The sequence below is a fragment of the Curtobacterium sp. KBS0715 genome, assembly GCF_005938005.2.
In the GTDB taxonomy this organism is placed as follows: Bacteria; Actinomycetota; Actinomycetes; order Actinomycetales; family Microbacteriaceae; genus Curtobacterium; species Curtobacterium flaccumfaciens.
On sequence record NZ_VCCA02000001.1, the window covers coordinates 1,264,670 to 1,281,510 of the forward strand.

A 16,841-nucleotide genomic window follows, 5' to 3' on the forward strand; every position below is an offset into this window, starting at 1 on the left:
GGCATGAGCACCACGCCCGCGCCCGCTGCCGTGCCTGCTCCCGCTGCCGTGTCCGCACCCCGTGCCGCTGCGCTCGACGTGCTGCACCGCGTGTGGGGCTACGACGACTTCCGCGGTGAGCAGGCGGCCATCATCGACCAGGTGGTGGCCGGTGGTGACGCCCTGGTGCTCATGCCGACCGGTGGTGGCAAGTCCCTCTGCTACCAGGTGCCCTCGCTCGTCCGCGACGGCGTCGGCGTCGTGGTGTCGCCGCTCATCGCCCTCATGCAGGACCAGGTCGACGCCCTGGCGGCGAACGGCGTCCGGGCCGCGTTCCTCAACTCCACGCAGGGCCCCGACGAACGGTCCCGGGTCGAGCGTGCGGTCGTGCAGGGCGAGGTCGACATGCTCTACCTCGCGCCCGAGCGGCTCCGGCTCGAGTCCACCCGTGCGCTCCTCGACCGGGCGCGCGTCTCGCTGTTCGCCATCGACGAGGCGCACTGCGTCGCCCAGTGGGGCCACGACTTCCGCCCGGACTACCTCGAGCTGAGCGTCCTGCACGAGCGGTGGCCGACGGTGCCGCGCATCGCCCTCACCGCCACCGCCACGCCGCAGACCCACCGCGAGATCTCCGCCCGGCTCGGCCTCGACGACGCCGCGCACTTCGTCGCCGACTTCGACCGGCCGAACATCCAGTACCGCATCGAACCGAAGACCGGCGCGCTGCAGCAGCTGCTCACCTTCATCCGCACGGAGCACAGCGGCGACGCCGGCATCGTGTACTGCCTGTCCCGCAACTCCGTCGAGCGCACCGCGACCGCCCTGGCCGAGCAGGGGATCAACGCCCTGCCGTACCACGCGGGCCTCGACGCCCGGGTGCGTGCCCGCAACCAGTCGACGTTCCTGCGCGAGGACGGCGTCGTCATGGTGGCGACCATCGCGTTCGGCATGGGCATCGACAAGCCCGACGTCCGGTTCGTGGCGCACCTCGACCTGCCGAAGTCGGTCGAGGGCTACTACCAGGAGACCGGCCGTGCTGGTCGTGACGGGCTGCCGGCCACCGCGTGGCTCGCGTACGGCCTGAACGACGTCGTGCAGCAGCGGCGGATGATCGACCAGTCCGAGGGCGACGCCGCACACCGTCGGCAGCTCAGCGCCCACCTCGACGCCATGCTCAGCCTGTGCGAGACGATCGAGTGCCGCCGGGTGCGGCTGCTCGCGTACTTCGGGCAGGAGAGCACGGCGTGCGGCAACTGCGACACGTGCATCGCGCCGCCGGAGTCGTGGGACGGTACCGTCCCCGCGCAGAAGCTGCTGTCCACCGTCGTGCGGCTCGAGCGTGAGCGCCGCCAGCGGTACGGCGTCTCGCACCTCGTCGACATCCTGATCGGCAAGCGGTCGCCGCGCGTGCAGGAACTCCAGCACGACACCCTGGCGACCTTCGGCATCGGCGCCGACCTGTCCGAGGGCGAGTGGCGCGCGGTCGCACGACAGGTGCTGGCCCAGGGCTACGCGGCGGTGTCGGGCGACGGCTTCGGCACGGTCGTCCTCAGTCCCACGAGCGCCGAGGTCCTGACGGGCAAGGTGCAGGTGCGGATGCGTCGCGACCCGGTCAAGGCACCGAGGGCCGGCCGCAGCAGTCGACGGACGGTCGTCACCGACATGCCGCAGGAAGCCGTCGGCCTGTTCGAGGCCCTGCGTGCCTGGCGTGCTGCCGAGGCCCGCGAGCAGGGCGTCCCCGCGTACGTGGTGTTCAACGACGCGACGCTCCGGGGCATCTCCGCCGTCCGCCCGGCCGACGTCGACCAGCTCGGCGAGATCTCCGGCGTCGGCGCGGCGAAGCTCGAGCGGTACGGACGCGCGGTCCTCGACGTCGTCGCCGCGGCCGACTGACGGCGCTGGCCACCACTGCATGCCGTTCGGGGCATGTGCCCTCCGCGTGCCTCATTACACTCGGTAGCTCGTCACCACGAGGAGGTCCGGTGTCCGGTTCGACGAAGTTCGCCACCGTGCTCAGTCGCGCGGTGGTGACCCCGCTCGCCCGGTTGCTGTGGCGGCCGAAGATCATCGGTCGTCGGAACGTCCCGAAGCGCGGCCCGGTGATCCTCGCGAGCAACCACCGCTCCTTCATCGACTCGCCCGCGATCACGCTCATGGCACCGCGCAAGGTGTCGTTCCTGGCGAAGCAGGAGTACTTCACGGGTTCGGGCCTCAAGGGAGCCGTCTCGCGGGCGTTCTTCGGTGGCATCGGCGCCATCGGGGTCGAGCGCGGCGCGGGGGCGGCTGCACAGCAGGCCCTCGACCTCGGGCTGGCACGCCTGCAGGAGGGCGAGGCGTTCGCGATCTACCCGGAGGGCACGCGCTCGCTCGACGGCCGGATCTACAAGGGCCGCACGGGAGTGGCATGGCTGGCGTTGACGAGCGGCGCCCCCGTGGTGCCCGTCGCGCTCACCGGCACCGAGGACGTGCAGCCGGTCGGGTCCCGGCTGCCGAAGCTCGCCCGCGTGACGATCGAGTTCGGGCAGCCGATCGACCTGTCGTCCTTCGGCGAGGCGTCGTCCGGCCGTGCTCGGCGCCACGCGACCGATGCGGTGATGGCGGCGATCCAGGAGCTCAGCGGCCAGGAGCCGGCGAACGCCTACAACAACCCGCCCGCGACGATCGTGGAACGGGTCCGTCGTGCACTGCAGCCGGACGACCCGACCGCGGCTGCCGTCGACCCGGACTGATCGCTGAGACTGTCCGGTCACTATTGCACATCTGAAATATCGATGGTTGAATGGCGGACGTGCCGCTCGGCACGCCGCCATCGCCGGTCGCCCGAGAACGACCAGCCACGACATCCAGATCGGACCTTCCGCAGCATGTCCTCCACCCCGCTCTTCGACTCCATCGCCCAGCGTCGCGATCAGGCCGACGCCCCGCACTCCACCGTGCACTCCACCGTGCACTCCACCCCGTCGCCGGCGATCGCCGTCGTGACCCCGGTGCCGACCTCGCCGATGTCCGCGCCCGTCCGCCCGGGTGACTCCACGCTGGTCCCGGCCGCCCTCGTCGCCGCGATCGACGAGATCCCGGTGCGGGTGGCATCGGCCCTCGTGACCGAGGTCACGATCCGTCCCGAGCACCTCGTCCTGGTCGAGACCGTGGCCGACGCGCTCACCCGAGCGGTCGTCGACGCGGTCGTGTGCGAGCTCGACCGGATCGCCCGTGACGGCGTCGTCCGCGTCTGACCGGGCCGGTCACCGCACGATGACGACCCTCGACGACGGTCTGCCCCGGCGCCCGCGCGGTGCCGAGCGCCGTACCGCCGACCGACCGACCGAGCCCCCGCTGCGCCGTGCACGGCACGCTGCACAGCCCGGGGCCCTCCGAGCCGCCGGGGTGGCGGTGTCCCCTCCCGCCGCCCCGGCTTCCACCCGGCCCGCCCGGCGCCCGCAGGCCGCGCAGCCGACCCGGCTCGCGCAGCCCATCGCTCCCGCGCGCCGCCGCCTTGCGTCGTTCCGGATCCCCGCCCGACGGACACTGCCCGCCGCTGCGGTGACCGCCGTCACGTGCCTGTTCGTCGCGGTCGGCTCCCCGCAGACCGCCGTCGCCGCTCCGGCCGCTCCGGGATCCACGTCGGCATCGGCCGGCATGCAGCACTTCGTCGCCGACGGTTCGTCCGGTCCGACCGCCGGGCGCGACGACTTCTCGGTGGGTCGGGCCGCGGCAGCCCTCCGGGTCCCCGGTGGTTCGGGCCCGACCGGTGGAGCCGTCCGCCCCACGGTCGGTGCGATCCCGGACGCCGGTGGCTTCGGCTCCCGCTGGGTCGTCGGCTGCACGGCCTGCTCGTCGAACCACCAGGGGCTCGACTTCGCCGCGGCCATCGGGACCCCGGTCGTCGCCGCGCTGCCCGGCCGCGTCGTCTCGGCGGGTGTGCTCGGTGGCTACGGCAACCAGGTCCTCCTGCAGCACGCCGACGGCACCGCGACCCGGTACGGGCACCTGTCGGCGATCGACGTCCGCCCCGGCCAGGTCCTCCGCGCGGGGGAGCGCCTCGGGGCCGTCGGCAACACGGGGGTCTCGACCGGCGCCCACCTGCACTTCGAGGTCATCGTGGCCGGCACCCCGATCGACCCGGCCGCCTGGCTGCAGGCTCGCGGGCTCCTCTGACGGCGGCGGGCGTAGCGTCGGGACGGTCGCGGCACGGAGCCGCGCCAGGACGGAGACGCACGTGCGAGTGACGGTGTTGGGGACGGGCGCGATGGGCGCCGGCGTGGCCGGGTCGCTGCTCCGCGAGGGCCACGAGGTGACGGTCTGGAACCGGAGTGCCGACAAGGCCTCGCCCCTCGGTGACCACGGCGCGACGGTGGCGAGCGAACCGGGCAGTGCCGTCGAGCGTGCCGAAGTCGTCCTGCTCACCCTGTTCGACACCGATGCGGTCGTCGACGTCCTCGAGCAGGCCGCCGGCGACGCCCCGACCGACGCCGTGTGGGTGCAGGCCTCGACGATCGGCGTCGACGGCACCGCGACGGTCGTGCAACTGGCCGAGAAGTACGGCATCACCCTGGTCGAGGCGATGATGCTCGGCACGAAGGCCCCCGCCGAACAGGGCAAGCTCACGATGCTCGCGGCCGGCCCCGCGGACCTGATCGACCGTGTCGACCCCGTGCTCGACGCGATCGGCGCGAAGACCGTCCGCGCCGGCGACCACGTCGGCGACGGCACCGCACTCAAGCTCGCCGCGAACGCCTGGATCGCCTCGATCACCGCGGCGACCGGGCAGTCCCTGGCTCTGGCGGCGGCACTCGGGCTCGACCCAGCGCTGTTCCTGCAGGCGATCGAGGGCAGCGCGAGCGACTCCGCCTACGCCCACACCAAGGGTGCCGCGATGATCGCCCACGAGTTCCCCGCTCAGTTCGCACTCGACGGGTTGCGGAAGGACATCGGACTCATCACCGATGCCGCTCGGACCGCCGGGGTGTCCACCACGCTGCTCGAGGCACTCGGGCGCGTCTACGCCGATGCCAGCGCAGCAGGGCACGGGGGCGACGACATCGCCGCGGTCGGCACGGCGTTCTGACGCACGGGCGCACGCACGCGCACGGATCGGCCGACCGATCAGCTCCGACGGAACAACCGCCGCAGGCGCTTCGTGAGCCGTCCCACGGCCTCGTCGTTCAGGGTGTTGGCGAGGTCGAACGCCTCGCGAGCCGGATCGGACCCGGCCTGGATGCGTCGGAGTGCCGCGTCGGCACGGGCCCGCGAGTCGAGCTCGGCGAACGGCATGTCGTCCTCGGGGTGGTGCTCGCCGCGAGGGTCCATGCGGACCAGGTTACGCGCGACGGAGGTGGTCCGACCCGGCGTCGAGCTCGTCCACGACGCGGACCATCTCGTCCAGGAAGTCCACGACGACGGCCATCTCGTTGCTCGGCAGGTGCTCGGTGACCTCGAGCGCGCGGGCGTCGAGCTCCTCGATGACCCGGAGCGCGTGCCGCATCGAGGTGCCGGTGGCGGTGAGGATCACGCCACGGCGGTCGTTCGGGTCGGCGTGCCGTTCGACGTGACCGCTGCGGACGAGCCGGTCGACGAGGGCCGAAGTCGACGCCGCCGTGATCTCGAGCCGCTCGGCGAGGTCCTTCGCGTTGACGGTGCGGCCGTCGTGCTCGGCGTCGATCAGGAACCGGAGCGCCAGCAGTGCGTTCTCGCCGATCCCCAGTGCCTCGCGCGCTCGGCGCTGGGCAGCGCTCTCGGCCGTCCGGTACCGCCGCAGGGCGTTGAGGACGTCCACGGCGGAGACCGCGGAGTCCTCGTACCAGTACCCCGCGGTGCTGGTCATCACCTCGGACGTCATGTGCCCAATGCTAGACGCTCTAGTTAGATTGTCTAGCGAGCGCGGAGACGGGACACCTGCAACACCCGTGACGCGGTTCTGTAACACCCCGGCAACGCCGGCTCGTTAGGTTCTGGACATGCAGGAGCAGCCGTGCTGAGCCGCCTCGCGGGGAACGTCTTCCACGTGGGGAGCGCGGTGGAGCGCACCGACGTCGTCGCCCGGTTGCTCGACGTCTACGTCGCCCGCCGCGAACCAGGCACCCTCGACGACGACCGGCTCGTGTCCACCGAGCTCCGCAGCGTCATCGGGACCACCGGCCCTGCGAACGACCCGGACCGCGCCGCCACCGTCGACGCCCTCGCACTCGACCGGCACGAACCCGCGTCCATCGCCGCCGCGGTCGCCGTCGCCCGTGACCACGCACGCCGTGCCCGCGAGGTCGTCTCGAGCGAGCTCTGGGACTGCCTCGACGTCACGCGGTCGCGGATGCCCCGGAAGATCGCCCCCGACCGTGCGCACGAGTTCCTCGGCTGGGTGCGGGAGCGCAGTGCCCTCGCCATCGGGGTGGTCGAGGGCGACGCCAGCCGTGACGAGGTGTGGGAGTTCTTCACCCTCGGGCGATCACTCACCCGCTGCGCCTCCACCGCACGGCTGCTGGCGTCGCGGCTGCTCGAGCCGGACGCGGTCACCTCGTGGACGGCGGCGCTCCGGGCGTGCGGCGCGGGCGAGGCCTTCCTGCGCGGACGCGACCACCCCCCGGTACCGTCCGACGCCGCCGCCTTCCTGCTCCTCGACGCCCACAGCCCGCGGTCGTTGCGTTTCACCGTGCACCGCGCGGCCGAGTGCCTGGCCGACGTCGCCCCGTCCTGCGTCGCGGACGAGGTCGCCGGGTTCGACGAGGTCCGCACCCTGCTCGACGGGATCCCCGAGGAGTCGGCGCTCGCGGTGGCGGGTGACGTCGGGCAACGGCTGGCGGTGGCTGCCGACCGCGTCGCCGCGGCCCTCGACGAGCGCGTCTTCGCGTCGTCCGCACCCGTCCTCTGAGCCCACCCGACCCGACCCGGCGCGTGTGGCGGAAAGTGGCTGGTCCGCGCGTCGTGACCGCGGCCGTGGCCCCGGTTGGCGTCGGACGGGAGGCCCGTGGCGGCGCCGGTGCGGGCCTCCCGTCCGACGGTCGGTGCGTCACGGGCCGTCGGCCGACGGGCAGGGCGACCCGCCGGTCCGTCAGACGGCGCTGGAGCGGTCGGCGAGCGTCTCGTCGCGTTCCAGTTCGCGGCGGAGCGCCGCGCGTGAGCCGACCACCGGCACGGCGTGCGTGATCGCCAGGTGCAGCCGCGAGTCGGCGTCGTAGCGCAGCCGGACCCGCTGGTACCGGACGAGCCAGACGAGCGCGATCCCGAGTGCGACGAACCCCGAGGCCGCGCCGACGACGATCGCCCAGCGCGGGCCGAAGGCGTCGGCGACGGCGCCGACGAGCGGGGCGCCGATGGGGGTGCCGCCCGCGAAGATCGCCATGTAGAGCGCCATCACGCGGCCGCGCATCGCGGGCTTCGTCGTGGTCTGCACCAGGGCGTTCGCCGTGGTCATGAAGGTCAGGGACGCGAGCCCGACGAACACCAGCACGATCGCGAAGGTCCAGTACGTCGGAGCGAGGGCCGCGGCCGTGCACGCGAGCCCGAACCCGCCGGCGGCGAGGACGAGGGTGCGCATCCGCGGCCTGTCCCGGCGGGCGGACAGCAGCGCGCCGAGCACCGAGCCGACCGCCATCACCGAGTTGAGCAGCCCGAACTCGCCGGCGCCCTGGTGGAACTCGACCCGCGCCATCGTCGAGGTGAAGATCGGGAAGTTCACGCCGAACGTGCCGACGACGAAGATCATGCAGAGCACGACGACGATGTCCGGTCGGGTCCGGACGTACCGGAAGCCGGCGACGATCTGCCCCTTGCCGCGGCCCGCCCGGACCCGTTCGGCGAGCTGGGCGGGGTCGACGAAGCGGAGTGCGAGCAGGACGGCCAGGAACGACCCGGCGTTGATGACGAACACCCATCCGGAGCCGATCGCCGCGATGAGCACACCGGCGACCGCGGGGCCGATCAGCCGTGCGGCGTTGAACGACGCGGAGTTCAGGGCGACGGCGTTCGAGACGTCCTCGCCCTGCACGACGTCGGAGACGAAGGCCTGTCGGATCGGGGCGTCGAACGCGGCGACGATGCCGAGTGCCAGGGCGAAGCCGTACAGCGCGAGCAGGGTGGCGGTGTGCGTGAGGACCATGACGCCGAGCCCCAGCCCGAGCAGCCCCATCAGGCCCTGGGTGAGCATGAGCATCTTCCGGCGGTCGAACCGGTCGGCGGCGAGCCCGGTGAGCGGCAGGAGCAGCAGCTGGGGGCCGAACTGCAGGGCCATCGTGATGCCCACCGCGACGGCGTTGTTGTCCGAGAGCTGGGTCAGCACGATCCAGTCCTGGGCGGTGCGCTGCATCCAGGTGCCGACGTTCGACACCAGCGCCCCGGCGAACCAGATGCGGTAGTTGCGTCCGGCGAGGGAGCGGAACATGGCGGTCACTGCTGGGCCAGCCTCCTCATGATCTCGGTGGCGTCGGCGAGGGTGCTCCGCTCGTCGGCGGTGAGTGCTGCGAGTCGCGGGGAGAGCCAGCCGTCGCGGCGGCGTCGGGTCTCCTCGACGAACGCGGCTCCGGCGGGTGTCGCACCGAGCAGCACCTTGCGGCGATCGTCGCTGTGCCCGCACTTGGACACCAGGCCCCGCTCCACCAGCACCGCGACGGTCTTCGTCATCGACGGCGGGGTGACGCCGTCCTGTCGGCTCAGGTCGGCCAGGGTCATGGCGCCGTCGCGGTGCAGCCGTGCGAGGGCGGAGAACTGTGCGTCCGTGACGCTCGAGTCGGCCTTCTGGGCTCGGAGTGTGCGGGACAGCCGGTTCACCGCGATGCGGAGGTCGGTGGCGTCGGTCATCGGTCGTTAGCCTATCTCATTAGTTCAGCGAACGAACTTGATTTCGGGTGTACCGTGCTCGTAGACAACACGTGTTGCCGAGAGAGAAGGAGAACATGTCCGACTTCGAGGGCAAGGTCGCCGTCGTCACCGGTGGTGGCAGCGGCATCGGCGAGTCCGTCGCGAAGGAGCTCGCCGCGGCGGGCGCCACGGTGGTCGTCGCCGACATCAACCTGGCGGGCGCCGAGCGCGTCGCCGCGTCGATCGTGGAGGCCGGTGGCACCGCTCGCGCGTTCGAGGCGAACTCCGCGGTCGCCGCGGACAACGAGCGCATGGTGCAGTTCGCGGTCGACACGTTCGGCGTGCTGCACCTGGCCGTGAACAACGCCGGCATCGGCGCAGCACCGCAGCCGATCGGCGAGTACGACATCGCCGCCTGGGACCGCGTCCGTGCGGTCGACCTGGACGGCGTCTTCTACGGGCTGCGCTACGAGATCCCCGCGATGGTGGCCGCCGGCGGTGGCGCGATCGTGAACATGGCGTCGGTGCTCGGCGTGGTCGGGATGGCGCAGAACGCGGCCTACGTCGCTTCGAAGCACGCGCTCGCCGGGCTGACCAAGGTCGCCGCGCTCGAGTACTCGTCGCAGGGCGTCCGCACGAACGCCGTGGGCCCCGGGTTCATCGACACCCCGCTGCTCCGCGGGTCGCTCTCGCCCGAGGCCATCTCGGCACTCGAGGGCGAGCACGCCTCGAAGCGGCTCGGCACCGACGCCGAGGTCGCCGCGCTCGTGCTGTTCCTGCTGAGCGACAAGGCCTCGTTCATCACGGGCAGCTACCACCTGGTGGACGGCGGCTACTCCGCACACTGACGGGTCGGGTGCACTGGACGTTCCGGGCGTACCTGGTCGAAACGGGCGTACCTGGTCGGTTCTTCCGACCAGGTACGCCCGTTTCCGCTTTCCAGCGCGGGTGCGATGGGAAGGACCGTCGGACGGGAGGCCCGCCCAGCGTGCGCCGGTCGGCTCGCGCTGGGCGGGCCTCCCGTCCTTCAGTGCCGCGCGTCCGTCAGGATCGCGTCGTGCGGGAGCAGCGCGTGCACGCCCCACGTGCGGTTCGCGACCTGCGTGATGCGCATGCTCACCGCCACGCTCGCCATCGCGAGTGCCTCGGCGCGGCCGATCCCGTGCAGCCCGGCGATCCAGTCGACCATCCGGTCGAGCGCCGTGGCCGTCGCGACGTTGAGGTCGGCATCGAAGCCGAAGGTGATGCGTCCGGCGGGGGTGTCGGCGTGCACACCCTCGACCGGAGCCCGGTCGAGGAGCGTCAGGGTCATCGTCGTGGTCATGCCGCACTCGACCGCCGTTCCGGAGACCTCGCCGTCGCCCTGGGCCGCGTGCCCGTCGCCGACGTGGAGCAGGGCGTCCGGCACCGTCACGGGCAGGTACAGGGTCGAGCCGGCGATCAGCTCTCGGCAGTCGACGTTGCCGCCGCCGACCGTGCGGGGCGGGATCGTCGAGTGCTCCCCGGTGGGCTCGGGCGGCACCCCGACGACGCCGAGGAACGGTGCCGTCCGCACGCCGAGGCCGAGCTGGTTCACGGCGACTCCGGCGGACACGTCGATGTCCCAGAGCAGCGGGCCGCGCGACGCCGGATCGGTCAGGCCGAGTGCGCGGTTCACCGGGGAGTCGACCCCGCCCGAGGCCGTGTAGCCCCAGTCGTCGGGCACGAGGTCGTCGAAGTGCACCGCCAGGACCATCCCCGGATGTGCTCCCGCGACGGCGATCGGCCCGACCAGGCAGTGGCCCCGGCGCGGGTCGATCAGGGTCGGGGCGTCCAGGCCCGGGCCCGGCTGGCGTTCCGTGTAGCCCGCGGCGCTCAGGGTGCGGACGGTCACCGTGTCGCCCGGTTCCACGGTCAGGACCGGCTGGCGTCCGGCGGTGAAGACGTCGACGGCGGAGTCGACCGTGGCGTCGAGGTGGTGGTGGGTGGTCACCCGTCGATCATCCCAGGCGGGTGTTCTGGGAAGGAACGTCCTCAGTGGAACTGGGGGATCGTCAACCAGATGCCCGCCAGCACCGCGGCGATGCACAGCGCGAAGCACACCACGGCTCCCGCCAGTGCCGCCGGCGGGGTGTGCCCGGAGCGCGGGGTCTCCTCGGAGTACTGCGTGCGCTCGCCGCCCGCGTCGTCCGGCTGCCCCGTCCCGAGCAGCCGGAGGCCGAGCGTGTACACGAGCACCAGGCCCACGGCGGCCACGAAGCCGACGCCGGCGACCGTGCCGATCGCGGTGAAGTCGATGTCCATCGTCGTTCCCCTCAGTTCGTCGCGCCGGTCGGCTGCGGCTCGGCCTGCTCGGCAGGCCCGGACTCGGTGGTGATGTCCTCGTGCGAGATCGGCTTGCGCTTGGCGAGGACGGAGAAGGTGAGCCCGCCGGCCAGGGCGAGGACCGCGACGAGCACCAGCCCGAAGGCCGAGGTCGACGCGAGCCAGGTCGCGAGCGCCCCGACCACCGCAGCGGCGGGCAGCGTGATCACCCACGCGACGACGATGCGGCCGACGACCGACCAGTGCACGTCGGCGAGCTTCTTGCCGAGCCCCGAACCGACGACCGCGCCACTCGTCACGTGGGTCGTCGAGAGCGCGAAGCCCAGGTGCGACGAGATGAGGATCGTCGCGGCGGAGCTCGTCTCGGCGGCGAAGCCCTGCGGCGACTGCACGTCGGAGATCTTCTTGCCGACGGTCTGCATGATCCGCCAGCCGCCCATGTAGGTGCCGAGGCCGATCGCGAGCCCACAGGCCAGGATCACCCAGAGCGCCGGACCGGTGCCGGCAGCCTGGTAGTTCGCGGCGATGAGGGTCAGCGTGATGACGCCCATCGTCTTCTGCGCGTCGTTCGTGCCGTGTGCGAGCGACACCAGCGACGCCGAGATCGTCTGCCCGTGCCGGAACCCCGTCGCCGCTCCGTGCGTCGTCGCGTTCTTCGTGAGCACGTACGCCAGGTACGTCGCGACCAGGGCGATCACCCCGGCGATGACCGGGGAGAGCAGCGCCGGCAGGACGACCTTCGACACCACCGTCGCCCAGCTGATCGAGTTCAGACCCGCCCCGATGATCGAGGCGCCGATGAGCCCGCCGAAGAGCGCGTGCGTGGAGGACGACGGCAGCCCGAGGTACCAGGTCGCCAGGTTCCAGAGCACCGCGCCGACGAGCCCCGCGAAGATCATCGTGGGGGAGATGTGGATGCCGTCCTGCCCCTCACGGATGATGCCCTGCGAGACGGTCTTGGCGACCTCGGTGGACAGGAACGCGCCGACCACGTTGAGCACGGCGGAGATGAGCACGGCGGTCCGGGGCTTGAGTGCTCCCGTGGCGACCGACGTGGCCATGGCGTTCGCGGTGTCGTGGAAGCCGTTCGTGAAGTCGAACACGAGGGCCACGACGATCACCAGCGTGACGATGACGATGACGTCCATGCGCAGGACGCTAGGCCTGCCCGGAACCCCCTGCGTGAACGCCGGGTGAACAGGTCCGGGATGGAGCGCGTCTGCGAGGATGGCAGTGTCTGAAAGGATGCGAGTGTGCCCACCTTCTCCGCCGCTCGCGGCGACGCCTCGTTCACCGACGCCCACGGCGTCGAGATCGTCTACTCGACCTGGCGTGCGGCGCGGCCGAAGGGTGTCGTGCAGATCGCGCACGGGGTCGGGGAGCACGGGCTCCGGTACGAACCGCTCGCGCAGGACCTGGTGCGTGCCGGCTACACCGTGCACGCGAACGACCACCGCGGGCACGGACGCACCGGCTTGACCCAGTGGGACGGCGACCACGCCAAGCTCGGGCGGCTCGGCCCCGGCGGGCTGCGCGCGGCGATCGCCGCGGTGGAGCAGATGAGCGCGGTCGCGCGGGCCGACGAACCCGGGCTGCCGCTCGTGCTGCTCGGGCACTCGTGGGGGTCGCTCATGGCGCAGCGGATCGTGAACACCTCGTCGGACCGCTACGACGGCGTCGTCCTGTCCGCGAGTGCCTACCGGCTGCCCGGCTGGATGAACAGCGGCGACCTCAACGCACGGCACGCGGGGTCGGGTCCCACCAAGTACGAGTGGCTCACCCGCGACCGCACGATCATCGACGCGATGGCGGTCGACCCCCTGGCGGTCGAGGCCGACGTCATCGGGCTGTTCGGGCTCGCCGACACCCTCCGGCTGCTCGGTGTGCCGCGGCGGGGGATCCCGCACGACCTGCCGATGCTGCTGCAGGTCGGCTCCGACGACACCCTCGGGGGTCCGCGCTCGATCGAGCGTCTGGCGCAGGCGTACCGCCGACGCGGCCGGCTGTCCGACGTGACCGTCCAGGTGTACGAGGGCGCGCGGCACGAGGTCTACAACGAGACGAACCGCGCAGAGGTCATCGGCGACCTGGTCGCGTGGCTCGACCGGGTGACGGCGCGCTGACGGCGCTCGCCGCGTCCTGCGACGCGACCGGTGACGGACGGGAGGCCCGTGGCGACGCCGCCACGGGCCTCCAGTCCGTCACCAGGCCGGCCCACTGCCGGGCAGTCGGCCGTCCGGAATAGGGTTGCGGCATGCACGGTGAGTACAAGGTCCCCGGAGGCAAGCTGGTCGTCGTCGACCTCGAGGTCGTCGACGGCACGATCCAGCAGTTCCGCCTGGCGGGTGACTTCTTCCTGGAACCCGACGATGCGCTGCCGCTCATCGACGCGGCCGTGAACGGGCTCCCCGCCACCACCGACGCCGCGGGCATCGCCGCAGCTGTGCGGGCGGCCCTGCCGACCGATGCGGTGCTGCTCGGCTTCACGCCCGAGGCCGTCGGCGTCGCGGTGCGCCGCGCGCTGTCGCGGGCCTCGACCTGGCGCGACCACGACTGGCAGATCGTGCACGAGGGGCCGATCAGCCCGAACGAGCACCTCGCGCTCGACCAGGTGCTGACCGAAGAGGTCGGTGCAGGCCGTCGCGGTCCCACGCTGCGCATCTGGGAGTGGGACCAGCCGGCCGTCGTGATCGGGTCGTTCCAGTCGCTCAAGAACGAGGTCGACCCCGCCGGTGCCGAGAGGTACGGCGTGCAGGTGGTCCGACGCATCTCCGGCGGCGGCGCGATGTTCATGGACGCCGGCGCCGTGATCTCGTACTCGCTCTACGTGCCGTCCGACCTGGTGCAGGGCATGACCTTCGCCGACTCGTACGCGTTCCTCGACGAATGGGTGATCGAGGCGCTCAAGTCGCTCGGCATCGAGGCGTACTACCAGCCGCTCAACGACATCACCTCGACCAAGGGCAAGATCGGCGGTGCCGCCCAGAAGCGCCTCGGCACCGGTTCGCTGCTGCACCACGCCACCATGAGCTACGACATGGACGGCGAGAAGATGGTGCAGGTGCTGCGCATCGGGCGCGAGAAGATGAGCGACAAGGGCACCACCAGCGCCGCGAAGCGCGTCGACCCGCTCCGCTCGCAGACCGGGCTGTCCCGCGCCGAGATCATCGAGCGGCTGATCGGCACCTTCACCCGCCTGTACGGGGCGACCGAGGGGCACGTGACCGAGGCCGAGCGCGAGCGGGCGCAGGAGCTGGTGCGGACGAAGTTCGCGACGAAGGAGTGGCTCGAGCGGGTGCCGTGAGCCCCGTTCCGATCGACGGTGGACGCGACGGCCGGAGCTGAGGGGGGACGTCCCGGCCGCCGCTTCCTCGAGTGTGCGCCTCGACCTCATGAACCAGACGTGTGGATGATGAGAATCCCCCGCGCGGCTGATCCGCTCGCCGCGCAGCCCACGTAGCGTCGCTGCCGTGAACTGGTTGATCTTCCTGGGGGCGGTGGCCGCCGTGGCCGTCGTGGTGTGGATCGCCGATCGCATGGGGTGGATCGACCTGTCGAACAAGTCCCAGCGGAGCGGCGGATCCGGAGGCATGGTCGGGATGCTGGACGAGGTGTTCGCACCGACCCGGCACGAGACGCAAGCCGAGTACGAACGGCAGGCGCGCCTGCCGAAACAGGCCCCGTCACCGGCGGACGACGACCACGACCTGCTCAGCGGCAGCGTGCTCATCCGGGTGCCGACGGTGCGGAGCGCCGGGCGGCACGAGGCCCGCGTGGGGACGCACGACCGCTCGTACTGAGCGGACGGGCGCCGCGCTCGTCAGCGCGTCGCTCGAGTCAGCGCGTCGCTCGCGTCAGCGGGTCGTGAGCTCCTGGTAGTCCGGGTGCCGCTCGATCCACGCGTGCACGTAGCTGCACTGTGCGACGACCCGGCGTGACGAACTCGCACGGACGTCGTCGAGGGCGTGCTGCACCAGGATCGACGCGTGCCCACCACCGCGGTGCTCGGGATCGACCTCGGTGTGCACGAAGCGGATCTCGTCGCCGTCGATCTCGTACGCCGCGAGGCCGATGACCTCGCCGTCCTCGATCAGGGAGTACTGCTGCTTGTCGGTGTCGTTGCGGACCTCGGGTGCTGCTGCCATGCACTCGACCGTACGCCGGGGCCTGGGCGTGCGGTGCGTGCTCGCTCGGTGCGGTGCGGTGCGGTGCGGTGCGGTGCGGTGCGCGTCGAGCGTGCTCACTCGGTGCGCGACAATGGGTCCGTGCGCAGGGGAGACGACCGAGGCCGGGACCGCGTCGTCCTCGGCGACGCCCTCGACGTGGTCCCCGCCTACCCGGACGGCTCCTTCACGCTGGTGTACCTCGACCCCCCGTTCAACACCGGCCGGTACCAGCGTCGTCACGCGACGTCCGCCGTGCCGAAGGCCGACGGTCCGGTGATGGGGTTCCACGGCCGGACCTACGAGCGGGTGCGCGGCGACCTGATGCGCTTCGACGACCGGTTCGAGGACTACTGGTCGTTCCTCGAGCCCCGACTCATCGAGGCCTGGCGGCTGCTCGCCGCCGACGGCACGCTGTACCTGCACCTCGACTACCGCGAGTCGCACTACGCCAAGGTGCTGCTCGACGCGCTCTTCGGCCGCGAGTCGTTCCTGAACGAGATCGTCTGGGCCTACGACTTCGGTGCCAAGTCCAAGACGCGCTGGCCCACCAAGCACGACACGATCCTGGTCTACGTGAAGGACCCGTCGCGGTACTGGTTCGACTCCGAGGCCGTCGACCGCGAGCCGTACATGGCGCCGGGGCTCGTCACCCCCGAGAAACGCGAGCGCGGCAAGCTGCCCACCGACGTCTGGTGGCACACGATCGTCTCGCCGACCGGCCGAGAGAAGACCGGCTACCCCACGCAGAAGCCCGAGGGGGTGCTGCGGCGGATCGTGCAGGCGTCCTCGCGCGAGGGGGACTGGGTGCTCGACTTCTTCGCGGGCAGTGGGACCACGGGCGCCGTGGCACACGCGTTGGGACGGCGGTACGTGCTGGTGGACGACAACCCTGCGGCGATCGACGTGATGCGGAAGCGGTTGCCGGGTGCGTCGTTCGAGGTGGCCGGAGCGCCGGAGGCAGCGGCGGGGGACGCGGCGCCGGCGGTCTGAGGCGCGGCGCAGAGAACGGCAACGACTCCCTCGACCCGACGACCCGACGACCCGACGACCCGCCGACCCGAGGGAGAACCGACGCCGATGACCGCCCTGAGGCAGCGGATCGCAGTCACCGTGACCGCGATCGCGATCGTCGGCACGACTGCCGGCTGTTCTGGAGGACAGATGGAGAACCGACCGACCCAGGAGCCGGCCGATGCGAAGCGCAGCATCCAGCAGCTCGTCGACGACACGACCGATGCGCTCGGCGGGACGTGGACGGTCCAGGAAGGGCCGCGGCTCGGCACGTGTGAGGACGAGCGCGGCGTCGGTGAGGGTGTGAACTACACGTACATCAAGTCCCGTGCTGATCGCGGCGACGTCGAGCAGGGGATCCGGACGCTCGAGAAGCTGTGGGGCGAGCGCGGACTCGACACGAAGCGGTTCTCCGATGCCGACGCGTCCTACAGCGGCGTCGACGGCAGCGGGGACGGCGTGGCGAACATCGGGTTCCAGTCCTCCGACCTCGGCGGGGGCGACACGGTCAGCGGTACCTCGGCGTGCGCTGCCGGGGACTACGTCGAGATGCGCGAGCGAGAGCGCTCGTAGCCTCCGCACGGGAGCATGCCG

The 16,841-nt window shown here is 71.9% G+C and carries 20 protein-coding genes; 12 read left to right on the plus strand and 8 right to left on the minus strand.

The genetic code is table 11. The features are described from left to right. The first annotated feature begins 3 nt into the window (after nt 1-3). The 5 genes from recQ to FFG40_RS06160 all read left to right on the plus strand — a co-directional run bounded on the left by recQ (nt 4) and on the right by FFG40_RS06160 (nt 5,044). Nucleotides 4-1,872, plus strand: a complete 1,869-nt coding sequence (gene recQ / locus FFG40_RS06140; RefSeq protein ID WP_111056859.1) for a DNA helicase RecQ — start codon at nt 4-6, stop codon at nt 1,870-1,872. A gap of 89 nt (nt 1,873-1,961) precedes the next feature. Beyond that, complete coding sequence (locus tag FFG40_RS06145; protein ID WP_027465061.1) at nt 1,962-2,708, plus strand: 1-acyl-sn-glycerol-3-phosphate acyltransferase; 747 nt, start codon at nt 1,962-1,964, stop codon at nt 2,706-2,708. A 135-nt stretch (nt 2,709-2,843) separates the two neighbouring features. Next, entirely contained in the window at nt 2,844-3,212 is a 369-nt protein-coding gene (locus tag FFG40_RS06150) for a hypothetical protein (protein WP_138802602.1), read from the plus strand. A 19-nt stretch (nt 3,213-3,231) separates the two neighbouring features. Beyond that, nucleotides 3,232-4,134, plus strand: coding sequence for a M23 family metallopeptidase (locus FFG40_RS06155; protein ID WP_138802603.1), 903 nt, complete (start codon nt 3,232-3,234; stop codon nt 4,132-4,134). Nucleotides 4,135-4,195: 61 nt separating this feature from the next. Next, a complete protein-coding gene (locus FFG40_RS06160; RefSeq protein ID WP_232750429.1) occupies nt 4,196-5,044 on the plus strand; it encodes an NAD(P)-dependent oxidoreductase in 849 nt (282 codons plus the stop codon). Nucleotides 5,045-5,082: 38 nt separating this feature from the next. Here the strand turns inward: FFG40_RS06160 and FFG40_RS06165 are convergent, their stop codons facing one another. Further along, nucleotides 5,083-5,286 (minus strand): hypothetical protein, encoded by a 204-nt coding sequence (locus FFG40_RS06165; protein ID WP_138802604.1) that lies wholly within the window; start codon nt 5,284-5,286, stop codon nt 5,083-5,085. Between the two features lie 10 nt (nt 5,287-5,296). Continuing rightward, nucleotides 5,297-5,815, minus strand: coding sequence for a MarR family winged helix-turn-helix transcriptional regulator (locus tag FFG40_RS06170; protein ID WP_110864346.1), 519 nt, complete (start codon nt 5,813-5,815; stop codon nt 5,297-5,299). Nucleotides 5,816-5,947: 132 nt separating this feature from the next. Between FFG40_RS06170 and FFG40_RS06175 the strand changes: the two genes are divergently transcribed. Then, nucleotides 5,948-6,841 carry an alpha-E domain-containing protein gene (locus tag FFG40_RS06175; RefSeq protein WP_138802605.1) on the plus strand — a complete coding sequence of 298 codons (894 nt, stop codon included), beginning with the start codon at nt 5,948-5,950 and terminating at the stop codon, nt 6,839-6,841. A 180-nt stretch (nt 6,842-7,021) separates the two neighbouring features. On the opposite strand, the gene FFG40_RS06180 is transcribed toward FFG40_RS06175, so the two are convergent. After that, complete coding sequence (locus tag FFG40_RS06180) at nt 7,022-8,359, minus strand: MFS transporter (protein WP_395876140.1); 1,338 nt, start codon at nt 8,357-8,359, stop codon at nt 7,022-7,024. Beyond that, a complete protein-coding gene (locus FFG40_RS06185) occupies nt 8,356-8,766 on the minus strand; it encodes a MarR family winged helix-turn-helix transcriptional regulator (protein ID WP_138802606.1) in 411 nt (136 codons plus the stop codon). Before FFG40_RS06185 ends, FFG40_RS06180 begins: the two co-directional genes overlap by 4 nt. Nucleotides 8,767-8,861: 95 nt before the next feature. Between FFG40_RS06185 and FFG40_RS06190 the strand changes: the two genes are divergently transcribed. Continuing rightward, nucleotides 8,862-9,614, plus strand: coding sequence for an SDR family NAD(P)-dependent oxidoreductase (locus tag FFG40_RS06190; RefSeq protein WP_138802607.1), 753 nt, complete (start codon nt 8,862-8,864; stop codon nt 9,612-9,614). A 179-nt stretch (nt 9,615-9,793) separates the two neighbouring features. Here FFG40_RS06190 and FFG40_RS06195 read toward each other — a convergent pair whose 3' ends face one another. From FFG40_RS06195 to FFG40_RS06205, 3 genes are read right to left on the minus strand one after another with little or no spacing between them, the layout of a single operon-like run. Beyond that, nucleotides 9,794-10,738, minus strand: coding sequence for an acetamidase/formamidase family protein (locus FFG40_RS06195; protein WP_138802608.1), 945 nt, complete (start codon nt 10,736-10,738; stop codon nt 9,794-9,796). A gap of 41 nt (nt 10,739-10,779) precedes the next feature. Next, the gene (locus FFG40_RS06200; RefSeq protein WP_138802609.1) at nt 10,780-11,049 is read right to left on the minus strand and encodes a hypothetical protein; all 270 of its coding nucleotides are present in this window, start codon (nt 11,047-11,049) and stop codon (nt 10,780-10,782) included. A gap of 11 nt (nt 11,050-11,060) precedes the next feature. After that, nucleotides 11,061-12,218, minus strand: a complete 1,158-nt coding sequence (locus FFG40_RS06205; RefSeq protein ID WP_138802610.1) for an inorganic phosphate transporter — start codon at nt 12,216-12,218, stop codon at nt 11,061-11,063. A gap of 105 nt (nt 12,219-12,323) precedes the next feature. Here FFG40_RS06205 and FFG40_RS06210 point away from each other — a divergent pair, with 105 nt between their 5' ends. The 3 genes from FFG40_RS06210 (at nt 12,324) to FFG40_RS06220 (ending at nt 14,870) form a co-directional block, all read left to right on the plus strand. Then, entirely contained in the window at nt 12,324-13,193 is an 870-nt protein-coding gene (locus tag FFG40_RS06210; RefSeq protein WP_111024938.1) for an alpha/beta hydrolase, read from the plus strand. A 131-nt stretch (nt 13,194-13,324) separates the two neighbouring features. Then, complete coding sequence (locus FFG40_RS06215) at nt 13,325-14,374, plus strand: biotin/lipoate A/B protein ligase family protein (protein ID WP_138802611.1); 1,050 nt, start codon at nt 13,325-13,327, stop codon at nt 14,372-14,374. Nucleotides 14,375-14,540: 166 nt separating this feature from the next. Then, nucleotides 14,541-14,870, plus strand: a complete 330-nt coding sequence (locus FFG40_RS06220; RefSeq protein WP_051596634.1) for a hypothetical protein — start codon at nt 14,541-14,543, stop codon at nt 14,868-14,870. Between the two features lie 54 nt (nt 14,871-14,924). On the opposite strand, the gene FFG40_RS06225 is transcribed toward FFG40_RS06220, so the two are convergent. Further along, complete coding sequence (locus tag FFG40_RS06225) at nt 14,925-15,215, minus strand: GNAT family N-acetyltransferase (protein WP_027465074.1); 291 nt, start codon at nt 15,213-15,215, stop codon at nt 14,925-14,927. 120 nt (nt 15,216-15,335) lie between these two features. Here FFG40_RS06225 and FFG40_RS06230 point away from each other — a divergent pair, with 120 nt between their 5' ends. Both FFG40_RS06230 and FFG40_RS06235 read left to right on the plus strand, forming a co-directional pair. Beyond that, the gene (locus FFG40_RS06230; RefSeq protein WP_138802612.1) at nt 15,336-16,226 is read left to right on the plus strand and encodes a site-specific DNA-methyltransferase; all 891 of its coding nucleotides are present in this window, start codon (nt 15,336-15,338) and stop codon (nt 16,224-16,226) included. An 87-nt stretch (nt 16,227-16,313) separates the two neighbouring features. After that, nucleotides 16,314-16,820: a hypothetical protein gene (locus tag FFG40_RS06235; RefSeq protein ID WP_138802613.1), complete on the plus strand. Its 507-nt coding sequence runs from the start codon at nt 16,314-16,316 to the stop codon at nt 16,818-16,820. Nucleotides 16,821-16,841: the final 21 nt, after the last annotated feature.